We start from the raw sequence: 16,044 nt of genomic DNA, 5'->3' as shown, positions 1-16,044 counted from the left end.
TGCATTAATGCTCACACCACTGAAAGGGTGCCGCTAATGCTTAAGGGTTTCAGAGACTTCATTCTCCAGGGGAATGTCGTCGAGTTGGCAACTGCCGTTATCATCGGCAGCGCCTTCACTGCGATCGTCACGGCGTTCTCCGACAAGATCATCAACCCGCTCATTGCGGCGGTCGGCGGCGCTGAGGGACCAGCGCTCGCGTTCCGCATCAAGCCGAACGTGCCGGAGACGACCATCGACATCGGTGCGGTCATCACTGCGGCGATCAACTTCCTCATCGTTGCCGCCATCGTGTACTTCATCATCATCGTCCCGATGAACAAGCTCAATGAGCTGCGCAAGCGCGGTGTGCCCGAGTCCGAGGTGCCCCCGACCGCTGAGGACCTGCTCGGCGACATCCGCGATCTGCTGCGCAACCAGGCTGCGGCCAACGCCGGACCTGCCGGTGGCGCCCAGGGCCAGGGCGGCGGATACATCGACCCGAACGAGCCTCCGCGCCACTGATTCCCCGACGTGGTCACGAAGGGCCGTCTCCCCTGCCGGGAGGCGGCCCTTCGTCATGTCCGCGGTGAGGGTCAGCGCCGTCACCAGTGCGGGGGCTTCTGCGACCGGTAGTGCTCGGCGCTGAAGCCCTCATTGCCGGATTCGGCTTCGTTGCGCAGGGTCGCGCGATACTTCCGCAGCGCCCTCTCCAGGCGCTCTTTCCTCACGGCATCCTCGTCTGAGGTCGGGCGATCGTCGGCTGGGGTGGGGCGGTCTTCGGCTGGAGTGGGGCTGTTCTCGGTTGCGTGACCCTCGGCTGAGCCCTCCCCGGCCCCGCGCTTCCCGTCCGACGCGGCAGAGCGATCCGCAGAACCCGAATCCTCACTCGCCTCCGTGGCTGGGTCGTTCGCGGGTGTCGAGGAGTCGTCAGGACTGCTCATCGGGGCGGTCTCGCTCACCGCTGCGGGAGTCTGCTTCCGCGTCCTCCGCCGAGGCGGTCGTCGACTCAGCGTCCGACCTGGGCTCAGCAGTGACATCCGACCCCGAGTCGGCAGGGGCATCCGCCTCGGCGTCGATGAGTCCGGCATCGCGCAGCGACTCGGCGCGGATCTGCCCGGTGTCGAAGCTCGGGATGACCTCGCCTTCCTCGGGACCGCGCGCATCAGCGGTCGGGATGAACACCTCGGCGCCGGTGACCTTCTTCGCCTGCGCATGGCGCTGACGGTAGCGGTCGACCGCCGCCTGCAGCTGCGTCTCCCCGCGGGGGCTGTTGCCCTTCTGCGCAAGCGCGGTCCGCAGGAGTTCCTTGATCTCCCCGTCGCCGCGCACCACCGCATCCGACTGGATCCAGTCGATCATCGCGTCGAGACCCTCATCGGAGTACTTGTGCATCGGCAGCCCGGGAACGAGCTTCGGACGGCTGCCCGTGCGCCCGACGACGACGGACGCGGCCCGGGCGGCATTGAGCACGGCCTGCGGGCTCATCGTCTCGACCGTCGCCTTCCATGCGTCGAAGACCTTCTCCGTCTCGGCCTGCGGATCGACGAAGGCATCCGTCGACCACACCCGCATGAACTTCCACCCGCGGCGCTCGAGCTGTTCGGGCACGACCCGATCGCGCTGGCGGAGGCTGCGGATCGAGGCGTAGTCGGGGCCGTCGCCGGAGACGGCGATGATCATCCCGTGCTCGTCCTCGGCGGAGTTCGCGACCGCGAGATCGATGCCGTTGTAGTGTTCGTGGGCGACGACGCCGAGCTGGAGGAGGCGATCGGCGATGTCGTTGAACAGCGGATCGTAGATCTCCCCGTGCGGACCCGGCTGACGGACACCGCCGGCGGCGATCTCCTCGAACAGCTTCGGCAGCAGGGTCGCTCCCCCGGTGAGCTTCGCTTCGTCGAAGTCGTCGGACTCGATGCTCGAGACCACGGTGAGGCGCTTGCGGGCCCGGGTGACGACGGCGGCGAGGATCCGATCGCCGTCGGGACCCGAGAGCGGACCGAAGTCCGGGATGACCCGGCCGTGCACGGTGCGTCCGTAGCCGAGGGAGAAGATCACCGCATCCCGGGACATGCCCTGCACGCGTTCGGCGTCGGTGACGACGAACGGCTCCTTGCCGGGGTCGTTGAAGAACGCCGCGACGTAGGGCAGGTCCTTCATCGCCCGGGAGATCGCCGTGGCGATCCGCTGCGCGTGGTGGGGTGTGAGCGCGACGACGGCGAGGGACTCCCGCGACCGCGTGCGAGCGTGCTTGAGCACGAGTTCGACGACGCGCTTGACCTCGGCATCGGGGCTCTCGACGCGACCGGTGCCGATGTCGGTGGGGCCGCGCCCCTCGGAGACATAGGAGAATTCGAGGCCGGTGCCCTCCCCGGTGTGCGCAGTCGGCAGCGTCGAGATCGTCGAATCGTAGAAGTGGCGATTCGCGAGATCGATGAGGCCGACGGGAGAGAGCCGGTAGGAGTTCGAGAGGTTCATCCGCGGCAGGAACTCGCCGAGGCGGTCCTGCACCGAGTCCGGATGGTCCCCGTCATCGGCGCCCCACCGGTCGACGGCGATCGAGAACGACCGGGGCCCGAGCAGACGCGAGTCGCCGAGCGAGATGACCTGACGGGCGCGCGTGATGCCGGGCACGACATCGGCGACCGAGAGCCGACCGCCGTCGGCGATGACGACGGCGTCGAAGAGCGGAAGGGCGGCGAAGAGCTCCGGCACGGTGTAGGGGCTGGCCATCCACACCGGGGCGAGCGTCGTGAGGAGGTCCGGGGCCTTCGTCGACATCCGCTGCACCGAGGTGTGCGGTGAGAGCAGCTCCTGCTTGATGACGCCGGCGGCGATCGGGTCGGCGTCGATCGCGCGCTTCCACGCCTGGGCATGGTTGAACCGCAGGCGTCCGGCACCGGCGGCGACGAAGGCGCGATCATTGTCGCGGAAGCCTTCGGCGACACGGTGGAGAGCGGCCCCGTCATGGCGGCCGATCTGCGGATCCTCGCTCGCCATCGTCTGCAGCACCGACGCCCAGTAGGCGAGGTCGAACTCCGGACCGACGAGGTGGTTCTCGACCTTCCGGCGGCGCAGGTCGGTCATGAGGTCGGACATGCCCTCGGCGCTGAGCTCGCGTTGGAGTCGGGAGCGTTCGGGCAGGTCGGCAAGGTTCTCGGAATCTCCGCCCATCGCCTCGGCGCGGGCCTGCAGCTCCTCGATGAGCATGCCGCCGAGGTCGCCGCCGTCGGGGGTGGTCTCGAGGACCGGGGCGAGCTTCGCGACGTCGGCTTCGACGCCCTGGAGGATCTCATCGGCTTCGAGGACGCCGCGCGGGATCTGCGGACGTCCGTCATGGCCTGCGAGGTCGCGGAGGATGACCCGCTGGGCGCGGACGTCGATGAGGGCCGCGTGGAGGTCGGGCACCTCGGCGCCGGGACGGAGGAACTCCTGTGCGGACTTCTTCAGGCGCTTGCGCTGGAGCATGCCCATCTCGATGCCGCGCTCGCTCCGGTACTCCGAGGATCCGGTGGCGGCGATGAGGTCGTCGAGCCGGTGGTCGTAGACGTCGGGGGCGAACCGGTCGAGTGTCGTGCGGACCCGGAGGAGGACCTTGATCGCCCGCGACCAGTCGTCGAGGTTGCGCCGCGGGTTGAGCTTGGCCTTCGCGAGCACGGGTTCGACGGCGGCGACGAGGTCGGGCAGGGTGCGGCCGAGGCGTTCGGCGACGGTGCGCGCGGCTTCGGCTTCGTCGACGGATTTGAGGTCGGCGCCGAACCACACGGTGTCCTCGACGTCGAGGGTGAAGGCGCCGAGGGAGGCGAGTTCGCCGAGTTTGCCGCGCAGCGCCGTGCGCCGGTCGTCGCTGGCTTCGAGGATGTCGTCACCGAACCGCACTCCGGTCTGCGGCGAGTCATCGCCCGAGGTGAGCTCCGCGAGATGCTGCATCGTCTCGTAGACGGAGACGTCCCACGGCGCGCGCCGACGGTGGAGGGAGGCGACATGGTCGCTCAGTGTCGCACGCTGCTCGTTGAGCTCGCCGAGCAGACCCGCGAGGTCGGGGCGCTCGGCCCGCTCAGCCGAGCCGATGAGCCCGATGAGCTGACGTTTGATGTGGTCGGCGCCCTCACGGGTGTCGACGGCGAAGTCACTGAGTCCGACCTCGCCGAGGCGGGCGGAGAAATCGTCGAGCGCATCGGAGGTCTGGGCGAGGAAGAGGACGCTCTTGCCCGTGTGCGCGAGTGTCGTGGCAACCGCGACGGCGACCTGGGTCGCGCCGGTGCCCGGCGGAGTGTCGACGACGACGGACCGTCCCGAGACTGCGGCGTCGACGACGGCCTGCTGGTCACCGTCGACGTCGATGACGAGGAACTCCTCCTGCGGCTTGCGATCGGGCAGGGGCGTGACCGGTTCCTGGAGCGCCGCGGGCACGAACTCCTCGCCCGCCGGCATCCCCGTATCGGACGCACGCGATGCCAAGCCGGGCCGTGCCGTCGAACCGGCTGGTGCCGAACCGGCGGCTGGCGTCGAGCCGGCCTGCGCAGCAGAACCGACGGCGCGTGGCGCGGAGCCGGCGGCCTGCGTGGCGGCGCCGGTCGAGTCCGCCGAGCTGATCGGCACGGTCGGCTCGCCGGTGTCGTCCCCAGCCTCGGAGGCTTTGTCGGCCCCGGCACTGGCGCCGGGCGCGGCTGTGCCTGTCGCGGCTGCATCGGACCGGTCCGTCGCGGTGTCCGCGCCCGTCGCAGCGTCCGTGCCAGTCGCGGTCTTCTTGGGAGTTCCGGTCGTCTCAGCCGGCGTCGCGGCGCTGCCGGAGGTGTCCGAGTCTGCGGTCGTCGAGTCCGCAGTTGTCGAATCCGCGGTCGTCGACCCTGAGGTCGTTGCGGCACCGGATGCCCGGTCACCGGTGGTCGTGTCGGCGGCAGCGCGGTCGTCGGCCGCACGATCACTGCGCGCGGCGCTGTCGTCTTCGCCGCTCGCCGACGTCGGTGCACCGTCCGCGACGGACGTCTCGCCAGCGGTCGCTGTCGACTCAGTCGCGCCCGCTTCGTCTGCGGCCGTGATGTCGGAGCTCGGCTTCTGGCCTGTGTCCTGGTTGCGAGCACCCGGCTTGTCTGCGTCCTGCTTGCCAGTGCCCGGCTTGCCGGCGCCGGCGTCGGCGCCGGTGGACGATGCTGCGTCGTCGCCGTCAGACTTTCCCGCGGTCGTGCGCGATGCGGAGGCAACACCCTCTTCGGTGTTCGCTGCCGTTGTCGCGTCAGCGTTCGTCACCGTTGTCGAGTCGGTCCCCGTCGCCGGGCTCGCGTCGGAAGGAGCCGGTCCTGTGGTCGGTGACTTCTCGTCGGCGTGATCAGCGGTCGCCGAGGAAACTGCCGCCGCGGAAGCAGCACTAGTCGCCGCAGCGCCCGTGGCATCGTCGCCGGTGGCAGACGCATCGACGCTGCCTGGCGCGGCCGTGGATGCGGCGGACGTCGCGCCACTCGTGTCCTGTCCGGACGGTGCCGCCGATCGCGGTGTCCGGCACGGCACGGTGACGCCCCCGCCGAACTGTCCGCGCACCTCGGCGTCGCCGGCGAGTGCCCGCAGGATCGGATGCTGAGTGGGCAGGTAATCGCCGGTGAAGGAACTCGCGATGTTCGCGAACGTCGAGACGATGAAGCGGTGGTTGATCCGCAGACCGGGCACCGACTGGGCAAGTTCGCCGAGGCGGTCGAGTGCGGGCCCCGGATCGAAGCCGTGCGGTCCCCCGGTGGCGTCGACCCAGTCGTCGACAGGCACGTCGAGGTCGTACACCTCGGCGAGGTGCCGGACGAGGGCCGGGTTGATCGTGATCTCATTGCCGAGGACGATCTCGTAGTCCTCGACACGGGAGCCCCGCGGCACGAGCGTGATGTGGCGCAGCACGACGGGGGCGTTGAACTTGTATTTGGAGTCCTTCTCCGTCCACGAAGCGAAGCCGATCGCGAGGTGGGCGGTGCGGATGCCGCGTTCGTTGTCGAGCTGCTCGGCCTTCGAGCGGATCGACCGGGCACGACGGCGGGCGTCGGCGAGGATCTCGTGGTCGCGGATCAGGCTCGACAGGCGCGTGGGGCGACCGGCGAGCAGCTGAGCGAGGCCCGACGGGTGGGCTCCCGAGAGGTCGATGCTGCCGTCGCGAGAGTCCCGGAAATGAAGCATGGTGTCGCGACCGCCGAGGTGGGCGGCCTGCTGCTTCCACTCGGCGAACGCGCCCCCGAGCTCTGGGTACTGATCGTCAACAACGGAATCTGGCACAGTTCGACCCTAACGAGAAACTTCCCATAACACGTGCTGGCGCACCGTGAATCATCGAGGTTTCTTCTACGCTACACTGGGTGATCGTGGTTGACGACAGCCACACGGCCCCCGTAGCTCAGGGGATAGAGCACCGCTCTCCTAAAGCGGGTGTCGGCAGTTCGAATCTGCCCGGGGGCGCCTTCACGCCGCTTCTCAGCAGGCCGCCTCACGTCAGGGCGAGCAGTCCGAGTCCGGCCAGCATCGACCCGATCATCACGGCAAGACCCATTGCCAGCGTCGCCTTCCATCCCATCGCCTTGCCGACCATGACCATCGACGGAATGCTCAGCGCGGGCAGTGCGATGAGCAGCGCCCCGGTCGTTCCCGCCCCGACCCCCGCGGCCAGCAGCGTGATGATGATGGGGATCTCACCGCCGGTCGGAATGACGAGCAGCGTGCCGACGCACGCGGCGACGATGATGGCGAGTGCTCCCAGCTGACTCTCGAGGCCGTAGAGCCCGGTCAGCCAGGGAGCGACGAGCCCGATGACGAAGACGAGGGCGAGGTGTTCGGGGATGAGGACGAGCGCGAACCGCGACAGCGAGCGCAGATAGCGCAAGGGCATCGATGAGAGTCGGACGGGCTCGCTCACGGCCGATGTCGGAACGTCCTTGACCCGACCGGCCAGCCACGTGCCGATGAGGGCACTGGCCCCGACGGCGATGAGGAGTCCGATGCCGATGCGCGTGCCCACGTACTGCCATGGTAGGACGAGAGCGAGGAAGATGAGCACGGCCGGGTTGAGGAGCGGATTGCCGACCCAGTAGGCCAGGGCGGCGCTGCGGGTGACACCGCTGACCCGCAGGCCCGCCGCCACCGGCGCCGCGCAGCAGGTGCACATCATGCTCGGCAGCGACAGCGTCGCACCGACGAGCGACTGGGTCGCGGTGTGCCGCCGGTTCATCACCCGCAGCAGCCAGTCGCGCGGCACGAGCGCATCGATCGCCGCAGCGACGAGGAGCGCGACGACGAGCGCCTTCCACACCGCGAGGAAGTACGCGAGTGTGAAGTCCCAGGCTCCCGTCAGTGACATCGCGTCCCCGGCGACGGCGAACAGTGAGCTGCCGTCCCACACCGACGTCTCGCTCAGCGTCCAGGCCCGGTCCCAGTACGGCAGCCATTTCGACCAGGTGAGACCGCCGACGAGGAGGACGACGAGGAATCCCAGACCGATCCAGTCCGCGGCACCGAGGCGACGGCGCCGCCCGGTCGGGGTCGGCGCCGTCTGTGCTGGAGCATCCACCGCGTCAGAGGCTCGGCTCGGGGATCTCTCCCTCTTCCCGACGCTTGTCCGCGTCACGGGAGACCCGCACGACCATCGTCGGGCACTGCGAGTACGGCAGCACCGACTGCGAGGTCGACCCGAGCAGCAGGCCGGCGAACCCGCCGCGCCCGCGGGACCCGATGACGAGGACCTCTGCGGTGTCGGAGGCGCGCACGAGCACCTCGGCGGGCTGCCCGTCGAAGAGGGTCCACGTGACGTCGAGGTCGGGGAACTCGTCCTTGATCCGCTGCTTGGCGACGACGAGCTTGTCGGCGCCTTCGTTGATGAGGCGTTCGAGGTCGGCGGTGCTCGGCAGCCATTCGGGACCGATGACGGTCGTCGTGATGACCGCGACGATGTGCAGCGGAGACCCGCGCCGCACGGCAAGCCGCGCCGCCTTCCACAGGGCCGGCGACTCGGCACCGAGCGAATCGACGCCGACGACGACCTTGCCGTCGAAGCGCAGGCCCGCGATCGCCTCGGCGTCGGGATCCGTCTCCTCGATCTCTCCGCGGTCCTGGCGGATCGGGCGTGACGACGTCGGATGGGCGGCCTTGTCCGTCTCGGCCTGCCATGCCGCCGGAACGACGACCGTCGGGCAGGCGGAGTGCGCGGGCAGTGCGCTCGAGACGGTGCCGAGCAGACGGCCGGCGAACCCGCCGCGACCGCGCGAACCGACGACGGTCAGTCCCCCGGTCTTCGACTCCTCGATGAGCACGCCGGCGGCATCGCCGATCTCGATGACGGCTTCGACGGGCACGCCGGCGGCCTTGACCTCCGCCGCTGCCTCCTTGAGCGTGTTCGTCACCGACTGGCGGATCGCCGAGTCGTCGATCGGCACATACGACACGTCGATCGCCGCGGCGGCGACGCTGGGGATCGTGTAGGCCCCGACGAGCCGAATCGGCTTGCCGAGCGACCGTGCTTCCTGGATCGCCCAGTTGAGCGCGTTCCTGCTCGGCGGGGATCCGTCGATGCCGACGATCACCGCGTCGGACTCACCGACCGGCGGCGATCCGGCACCCTGGGTGCGGTCCTGCTCTGACATCGCACGCTCCTTATGTCGCAGCGAACTTCTCACAATCAACACTAGAGCACATTGCGTCGAACACTGCCGTCTATGTCACATCGTTATCCGGTGGCGATCACAGTGCGGACATCATCGTCACCGGTCAGACCCTCTGTCGAGTCATCGGCGGGGGTGCCGGCGGTGCGGTCGGCCGGCGGCGGACGCCGGTGACTGCACCGGGCCCAGAACGATCACGTCAACGGTCAGGCCGCATGACCCATGTCGAGGAACGGACGCCACTGCTCGACGGGCTTGTCGATGCCGCGCATCCAGAACTGACCGACTCGGGGCTCCTTGGGGCGGAAGCTCAGCTTCCACCCGATCTCCCCGAGCGTGCGGTCGCCTTTGCGGTTGTTGCAGTCCCGGCAGCAGGCGACGAGGTTCTCCCACGTGTTGCCGCCGCCGCGCGAGCGCGGCATGACATGGTCGACCGTGCTCGCCGGTCGGGTGCAGTAGGCGCAGCGGTGGTTGTCGCGGCGGAGCACCCCGCGGCGGGAGAGCGAGACCCGGCGGTCCCGCGGCGGTCTGACGTACCGGGTGAGCAGGATGACCGAGGGCTGGTCGAGGCTCACGTGCTGCGATCTCACCGGAGCGTCCTCCGCTGCGAGCACCGTCGCTTTGCCCGTGAGCACCAGCACGACAGCTCTGGTGAACGGCACGACCGACAGCGGTTCGTATCCGGCATTGAGCACGAGAGTCTTCATTTCTCGCCCCTCATCGTCATGTGCGGAGGTGTCCCACTGCTCCGGTCGCTCAGGCTCGCTCGCTGCCGCACCGGCGGCGCACCTGTCCCAGGGAACACAAAAGGCGTCGTGCACCAGCACAACGCCTTGGAAACGGACATAGACACAGATATGTACTCCGCGCCAGAACCTGGAGCGGCTATCCGGAATATTCGACTATGCCCCATCCGATTTCCCATCGCTTACGGAACTCAATCTTCTCAAGAGTAACGCCGATTGCCGTTGTGATCGAATTCATACCGTCCGCGTCATGAATTCTTCCCTCGTCGTTCACTTCGAACGGCCGTCCACGCCGATCTCGGACGGCCGCCGGTGCCCGCGCACGGCCCGGGAGGCCTGCCGGTCGCACCGCGTCGGGGATGCAGAAACTCCCCGCCTCACTCGAGGACCGTCGAGTGAAGCGGGGAGTGTCCGGCGAATCGAATCAGAGAACGCGAATGAACTTCGCGCCGCCGTCGATCATCCAGTCGATGCTGCGGTAGCTGGTGTCGACACGCGGGTTGCCGGCGTCGTACATCATGCCGTTGCCGGCGTAGATGCCGATGTGTCCCGGCTTCCAGATGAGGTCGCCCGGCTGAGCTTCGGACTTCGACACGGTCGTGCCTGCGCTGCCCTGGGCACCGGAGGTGCGGGGCAGGTTGACGCCGACCTTGCCGTAGACGTAGGAGGTGTAGCCCGAGCAGTCCCAACCGCTGGGCGAGGTGCCGCCGGAGACGTAGGGGGTGCCGACGTACTGCTTGGCGATGGCGAGGACCTGCTGGGCCTTCGAGCCATCGGGCATCTTGAAGTCGGAACCGGAGTCCTTCGAGTCGCCCTTGTCGCTGTCGGACTTGGACGAGGACTTCTTGTCCGAGGACGAGGAGGAGTCGGACGAGCTGGAGCTCGCGCTCGAAGCCGGCTTCGGCTCGGGCTTCGGCTCAGGCTTGGGAGCGGGCTTCGCGGTGACGGTCTGGACGTCGGCGCTGAAGGAGGAGCCTTCGGCCTTCTTGTCCTTGTCGTCGGTGTTGCCCTTGGCAACGACCGTGGCGGCCTGGTTCTGGAATTCGGCGACCTCAGTGGTCTGCGATTCGGCGGAGACAGCGACGCTGTCGTCTCCGGCCTGACCGGCTGCCGGGAGAACGGCTGCGGTGAGAAGGCCACCGCTGGCAGCGACGACGGCTGCGCGACGTCCGAAGACGGCGGAGTTGGCATTCAGGAGTTCGGTCAGTTCGGTCAGCGGGGTCTTGACCTTGGTCTCTGCGGCGCGGCGGCCATGGTGCTTAGTTGCCACGTTTTCCTCTCGTCACCTATCGGATTCCTCCGACCGCCACTCTCGGTCCTGGTGTGTGTCACAGCGGGCGTGGCGTGCGGCTCCCGGCGTGAAGTCGCCTGCTTGCGCGGGCGACCTCCACAACTGTAACCAATCAGTGATCAATTGTCACGTTTCTGTCACGACCAGGGTGGGGAAACCCCGCGGTTAACCCTAAATGCCGAGGTGAGAGGCTTGAATGAGATTCATGTCTCCGTAACATTCGCTGTTACAGACACCGGCCCGGGGAGCGGATCTCCGCTCCCCGGGCCGGGTTGTGCAACGTTTCGTTACACACTCTGAGCACTGTGCGTCGACTCCGTCACGGAGCGCGACCGATGCGTGATGTCGCGACCGGTGACCGCCCTGTGGTGCCGACAGCGACGCCGGGACCTCAGGCGGGCAGTGCCGATCAGCGCTTGTGGGCGAACACGTGCGAGGCGGTCTCGACGGGAAGGTCGAGGACGTCCTCGGCGCCGGGGACCTGCACGGTGATGTATTCGCCGTTGCGGGTGATCTCGACGTCGGTGCCGGGCATCACCCCGGCGACCTGGAACTGCTGGAGGAGGTGGATGTCGACCTGCAGCGGTTCGGCCAGCCACGCGATCGTCAGCTGTGTGGCGCCGTCGCGGGCGACCGCGGTCGCGAGGTCGACCACCTCGGCGCCGTTGCTCGCTTCGGCACCGATGACTTCGAGACCCGGGATCGGGTTGCCGTAGGGACCGGACTTCGTGTCAGGCAGCAGGCTGACGAGCTTGCGCTCGACCTGCTCGCTCATCACATGCTCCCACCGGCACGCTTCGTCGTGGACGAGCTCCCACTCGAGACCGACGACGTCGGCGAGGAGCCGTTCGGCCAGACGGTGCTTGCGCATCACCTCGGTGGCGATGCGACGTCCCTCCGGGGTGAGTTCGAGGTGCCGATCATTGCTCACATGGAGCAGGCCGTCGCGCTCCATCCGGGCCACGGTCTGGGAGACGGTGGGTCCCGAATGGTCGAGGCGCTCGGCGATCCGGGCCCGCAGGGGCACGATCGACTGCTCCTCGAGCTCGATGATCGACTTGAGGTACATCTCGGTTGTATCGACGAGGTCGTTCACTTAAGACCAGCCACTCCACTCTTCGTCTTCAGGTCTGGGGAGACCATGTCAGGCGTTCACACATTTCAGGGGGCGTGCGACCGTGCCCCGGCTGCGATGTCTCGCGGCCCCCTGAGATTCACATCGATTCTATCGTGGCCGCGGGGTCGCTGCGGGTCTCAGCCCGCGTTGACGTACGCCGTCTTGTGGACGGTGTAGAACTCGCGTGCCGCTCGGGCCTGTTCGCGGGGTCCGTAGCTCGAGCCCTTCCGACCTCCGAACGACACGTGGTAGTCCACCCCTGCCGTCGGCGCATTCACCATCACCATTCCTGCCTGGGCATAACGCTTGAAGTGGCTCGAATATTTCAGCGAGGACGTGAAGATGCCCGCGGACAAGCCGAACGCGGTGTCGTTGGCCACCGCGAGCGCCTCGTCGTAGTCGGCGACCTCGATCACCGAGGCGACCGGACCGAAGACCTCATCGACGTTGATCGTGTCGGTCGGCTTCGTGCCCGTGACGAGAGCCGGTGCGAGGAAGTACCCTTCCGTGTCCGCCTCAATGCGGTCACCGCCGGTGACCTCACCGCCTTCGTCCCGGGCGATGTCGATGTAGCGCAGGTCCTGGGCGAGCTGGTCGTCGGAGACGACGGGGCCGATGTCGACGCCCTCGGCGCGGGCATCGCCGACGGACAGGCCCTGCATCCGCTCGGTGACGAGCCGGACGAACTCGTCGTGGACGTCGGCGGTGACGATGAGCCGCGACGAGGCGGTGCAGCGCTGACCGGTGGAGAAGAAGGCGCCGTTGACCGCGGCATCGGCGGCGGCGTCGAGGTCGGCGTCGCCGAGGACGACGAGCGGGTTCTTCCCGCCCATCTCACACTGCACGCGGATCCCGTGTTCGCTGGCCGCGGTGATGACACCGCGCCCCACGGCGGCGGATCCGGTGAAGGTGATGGCGTCGACGTCCGCCGAGGCGGTGAGCACGTCCCCGACGACGCGACCGGGCCCCATGACGAGGTTGAGGACCCCGTCGGGCAGGCCCGCCTCGACGAGGATGTCGACGAGCGCCGAGGCGGAGCCGGGGACGAGTTCGGCCGGTTTGAACACGACGGTGTTGCCGTAGGCGAGCGCCGGGGCGATCTTCCAGGCGGGGATGGCGATGGGGAAGTTCCACGGCGTGATGACCCCGACGACGCCGATGGGCTCGTGGGTCATCTCGGCGACGAGGCCGGGGCGCACGGAGTCGATGATCTCCCCGGTGTTGCGGATCGTCTCACCGGCGAAGAACTTGAAGATCTGCGCGGCGCGCAGCACCTCGCCGCGGGCCTCGGTCAGCTGTTTGCCCTCTTCGCGGGCGAGGAGGTCGGCGAGGGCGTCGGCGCGTTCGGCGATGAGGGTGCCTGCGGTGTCGAGGATCGCGAAGCGCTGCTGCGCGGGGAAGTCGGCCCAGGCCGGTGCCGCGGCAGCCGCGGCGGCGATGGCGTCGGTGACGGTCTGGGCGTCGGCACGGGCGAAGCTGCCGATGACGTCGGCGGGATCGGACGGGTTGCGGTTGAGCACGCGGTCCTCGGATCCGCGGCGCTGTCCGCCGATGAGGTTGTCGAACCGGGCGACCGTGCCCTCACCCGTCCGGGCGGCGTTGCCCCGGTTGGCCTCCGGGGTCGGACGCTCCGGTGCTGCCTGGTCGCTGCCGGTCGTGGTGGTGTCCTGCGGTGTCTGTGCCATGGATGCTCCTTGAGGATTCGGGGTGGGGACGGGTCGTCCGGCTCACGACGCTGCGAGCCGGGAGACCCGGCGGGGGTGTCACTGTCAGGGTGGCTGCCTGCCCGGCAGAAAGTCGGTGCAGACAGACCTTTCGGTCAAGGATAGAGGCGGACGAGCTCCCATTGGTCGGCGGCCGCGAGATCGCCGGGGTCGTGACTGCCGTCGGCGCGTCGGAACACCCACCGGTCGTGGAAGCGGTTCTGCTGTCCCTGCCAGAACTCGATCTCGAACGGCCGAATGCGGAACCCGCCCCAGTGCGCAGGCCGCGGCACCTCACGCCCCTCGAATTCGGTGACGGCGGCGGCGTACTCGGCTTCCATCTGCTCGCGCCCGCTCACCGGCTGGGACTGCTTCGACACGTTCGCCGCGATCTGCGAGCCGCGGGGGCGCACCGCGAAGTACGCGTCGGACTCCGCGGCGGCGACCGCCTCGGCGAGGCCCCGGATCCGGATCTGCCGGTGCATGTCCTGCCACGGGAAACTCGCCGCGATGCGCGGATCGGCGGCGAGCTGCCGTCCCTTCGCCGAGTCGTAGTCGGTGAAGAAGACGAAGCCGGCGGTATCGACGGCCTTGAGCAGGACGATGCGGGCGACGGGACCCCAGTCGTCGAGCGTGGACACGGTCATGGCGTTGGGTTCGCGGACCTGGCCGGCGGCTTCGTCGTACCACGTGCGGAACAAGTCGAGCGGGGAGACCTCGGGGCGGTCGAACGAGGACGAGATATAGGAGGCCCGGGTCTGGGCCAGGCGGTCGACAGGCTCACTCATGGCTCCACTCTACGGGCGGTGACGGACACGGCCGGACCGTGCGGGGTGCGGGCACGATCCGCACGTGATGAGACGGCCTCCGGTCGCTGTGCGGCGAGACCTTAGAATGGCGTGCGTGACTGCGACGAACCTGACGATTCCAGACGAACTCCTGCCCGCCGACGGACGTTTCGGATCGGGCCCGGCCCGCATCCGGTCGGCACAGATCGATGCGCTGAGCGCGGCCGGGGCGACCGTGCTCGGCACGAGCCACCGCCAGGCGCCGGTGAAGAGCCTCGTGGGCCGGATCCGCACCGGACTGGCCGAGCTCTTCGACCTTCCCGAGGGCTACGAGGTCGTCCTCGGCAACGGCGGGTCCACCGTGTTCTGGGACGTCGCCGCCTTCGGTCTCGTCCGTGAGCGGGCCGCCCATGCGACGTTCGGTGAGTTCGGCCAGAAGTTCGCGAAGGCCACGGACACCGCCCCGCACCTCAAGGACTCCCTCATCCTCGCCGCCGAGCCGGGCACCGCGGCGATCCCCTCCCCCGCCGCCCTGGCCGACGCCGGACTCGACGGGACCGCCGACGTCTACGCGTGGCCCCACAACGAGACCTCGACGGGTGTGGCGACGACGATCGCGCGGCCTCAGGGCATCGACGACGATGCGCTCGTCGTCATCGACGCGACGTCCGGTGCCGGCGGCCTGCCCGTCGACATCGCCGAGACCGACGTCTACTACTTCGCGCCGCAGAAGAACATGGGCTCCGACGGCGGCCTGTGGGTGGCGATCCTCTCCCCGAAGGCGGTCGCCCGGGCGCAGGAGATCAAGGACTCCGGGCGCTGGATCCCCGCTTCGCTCGACCTCGTCACCGCGATCGACAACTCGCGCAAGGATCAGACCTACAACACCCCGGCCGTTGCGACTCTGCTCCTGCTCGCCGAGCAGATCGAGTGGATGAACGGCAACGGCGGTCTCGAGTGGGCCACCGAGCGCACGCGCGAGACCTCGGGGTACGTCTACGACTGGGCGGAGTCCGCCGAGGTGGCCCACCCCTACGTCGCCGATCCCGCGGACCGCTCATCGGTCGTCGTCACCGTCGACTTCGACGACTCCGTCGATGCTGCCCGCGTCGCCTCGGTGCTGCGCGCCAACGGCATCGTCGACGTCGAACCGTACCGCAAGCTCGGCCGCAATCAGCTGCGCATCGCGACGTTCGTCTCCGTCGACCCGGCCGACGTCAAGGCGCTGCTGGGCTGCCTCGACTTCGTCATCGACGCCCTCGCCTGACGGGCCTGGGGCCCGGGTAGGGGGCCGCTGGGACTCCGGGTAGTGGTTGGGGCTCCGAGTAGTCTTCGACGCCCACCGCGCCTTTCGCCGAACACCATTTCGGACCCCGCACCCGCAGCCGCACACACAACCCATGCACGCGGTGTGTGAGCGGCTCAAGGTGCCTCTCGAGAAGTAACGCCGACGCACAAGCCGCTCCGGGTAGTGGTTGGGGCTCCGGGTAGTGGTTGGGACTCCGGGTAGTCTTCGGCGCTCACCGTGCCTCTCGCCGAGCCTCATTTCGAACCCCGCACCCGCAGCCGCACACACAACCCGTGCACACGGAGTGTGAGCGGCTCAGAGTGCCTCTCGAGAAGTGACGCCGACGCACAAGCCGCTCCGGGTAGTGGTTGGGGCTCCGGGTAGTCTTCGACGCCCCACGTGCCTCTCGCCGAATACCATTTCGAACCCCGCACCCGCAGCCGCTCACACAACCCGTGCACGCGGTGTGTGAGCGGCTCAGAGTGCCTCTCGAGAAGTGACACCGACG

The 16,044-nt window shown here is 68.6% G+C and carries 11 protein-coding genes and 1 tRNA gene; 3 read left to right on the top strand and 9 right to left on the bottom strand.

Going from position 1 to position 16,044, the window contains the following annotated elements; genetic code table 11:
* Positions 1 to 36 precede the first annotated feature (36 nt).
* Complete coding sequence (gene mscL / locus J9315_RS03595; protein WP_137824384.1) at positions 37 to 504, top strand: large conductance mechanosensitive channel protein MscL; 468 nt, start codon at positions 37 to 39, stop codon at positions 502 to 504.
* An 80-nt stretch (positions 505 to 584) separates the two neighbouring features.
* Here mscL and J9315_RS17560 read toward each other — a convergent pair whose 3' ends face one another.
* Entirely contained in the window at positions 585 to 710 is a 126-nt protein-coding gene (locus J9315_RS17560; protein WP_269780025.1) for a hypothetical protein, read from the bottom strand.
* A 199-nt stretch (positions 711 to 909) separates the two neighbouring features.
* Entirely contained in the window at positions 910 to 6,231 is a 5,322-nt protein-coding gene (locus J9315_RS03590) for a DUF4011 domain-containing protein (RefSeq protein WP_211978817.1), read from the bottom strand.
* A 107-nt stretch (positions 6,232 to 6,338) separates the two neighbouring features.
* On the opposite strand from J9315_RS03590, the gene J9315_RS03585 reads away from it, so the two are divergent.
* Positions 6,339 to 6,411: transfer RNA gene (locus J9315_RS03585), tRNA-Arg, on the top strand.
* A 28-nt stretch (positions 6,412 to 6,439) separates the two neighbouring features.
* On the opposite strand, the gene J9315_RS03580 is transcribed toward J9315_RS03585, so the two are convergent.
* The 7 genes from J9315_RS03580 to pdxH form a co-directional block, all read right to left on the bottom strand.
* Positions 6,440 to 7,516 (bottom strand): permease, encoded by a 1,077-nt coding sequence (locus J9315_RS03580; protein ID WP_198499552.1) that lies wholly within the window; start codon positions 7,514 to 7,516, stop codon positions 6,440 to 6,442.
* A gap of 4 nt (positions 7,517 to 7,520) precedes the next feature.
* On the bottom strand, positions 7,521 to 8,585 hold the full coding sequence (locus tag J9315_RS03575) for a universal stress protein (RefSeq protein WP_198499553.1): 1,065 nt from the start codon (positions 8,583 to 8,585) through the stop codon (positions 7,521 to 7,523).
* A gap of 224 nt (positions 8,586 to 8,809) precedes the next feature.
* A complete protein-coding gene (locus tag J9315_RS03570; protein WP_137824388.1) occupies positions 8,810 to 9,310 on the bottom strand; it encodes an HNH endonuclease in 501 nt (166 codons plus the stop codon).
* A gap of 463 nt (positions 9,311 to 9,773) precedes the next feature.
* Positions 9,774 to 10,619, bottom strand: a complete 846-nt coding sequence (locus tag J9315_RS03565) for a C40 family peptidase (protein ID WP_198499554.1) — start codon at positions 10,617 to 10,619, stop codon at positions 9,774 to 9,776.
* Between the two features lie 430 nt (positions 10,620 to 11,049).
* Complete coding sequence (locus J9315_RS03560; protein ID WP_198499555.1) at positions 11,050 to 11,736, bottom strand: metal-dependent transcriptional regulator; 687 nt, start codon at positions 11,734 to 11,736, stop codon at positions 11,050 to 11,052.
* A gap of 158 nt (positions 11,737 to 11,894) precedes the next feature.
* Positions 11,895 to 13,442, bottom strand: a complete 1,548-nt coding sequence (locus J9315_RS03555; protein ID WP_198499556.1) for an aldehyde dehydrogenase family protein — start codon at positions 13,440 to 13,442, stop codon at positions 11,895 to 11,897.
* 134 nt (positions 13,443 to 13,576) lie between these two features.
* Positions 13,577 to 14,248, bottom strand: a complete 672-nt coding sequence (gene pdxH / locus J9315_RS03550) for a pyridoxamine 5'-phosphate oxidase (protein WP_198499557.1) — start codon at positions 14,246 to 14,248, stop codon at positions 13,577 to 13,579.
* 115 nt (positions 14,249 to 14,363) lie between these two features.
* On the opposite strand from pdxH, the gene serC reads away from it, so the two are divergent.
* On the top strand, positions 14,364 to 15,515 hold the full coding sequence (gene serC, locus J9315_RS03545) for a phosphoserine transaminase (protein ID WP_249121015.1): 1,152 nt from the start codon (positions 14,364 to 14,366) through the stop codon (positions 15,513 to 15,515).
* The last annotated feature ends 529 nt before the right edge of the window (positions 15,516 to 16,044 follow it).

Source organism: Brevibacterium sp. W7.2, assembly GCF_018137945.1.
GTDB lineage: Bacteria > Actinomycetota > Actinomycetes > Actinomycetales > Brevibacteriaceae > Brevibacterium > Brevibacterium sanguinis.
This window is presented reverse-complemented; position numbering and strand designations above follow the sequence as displayed.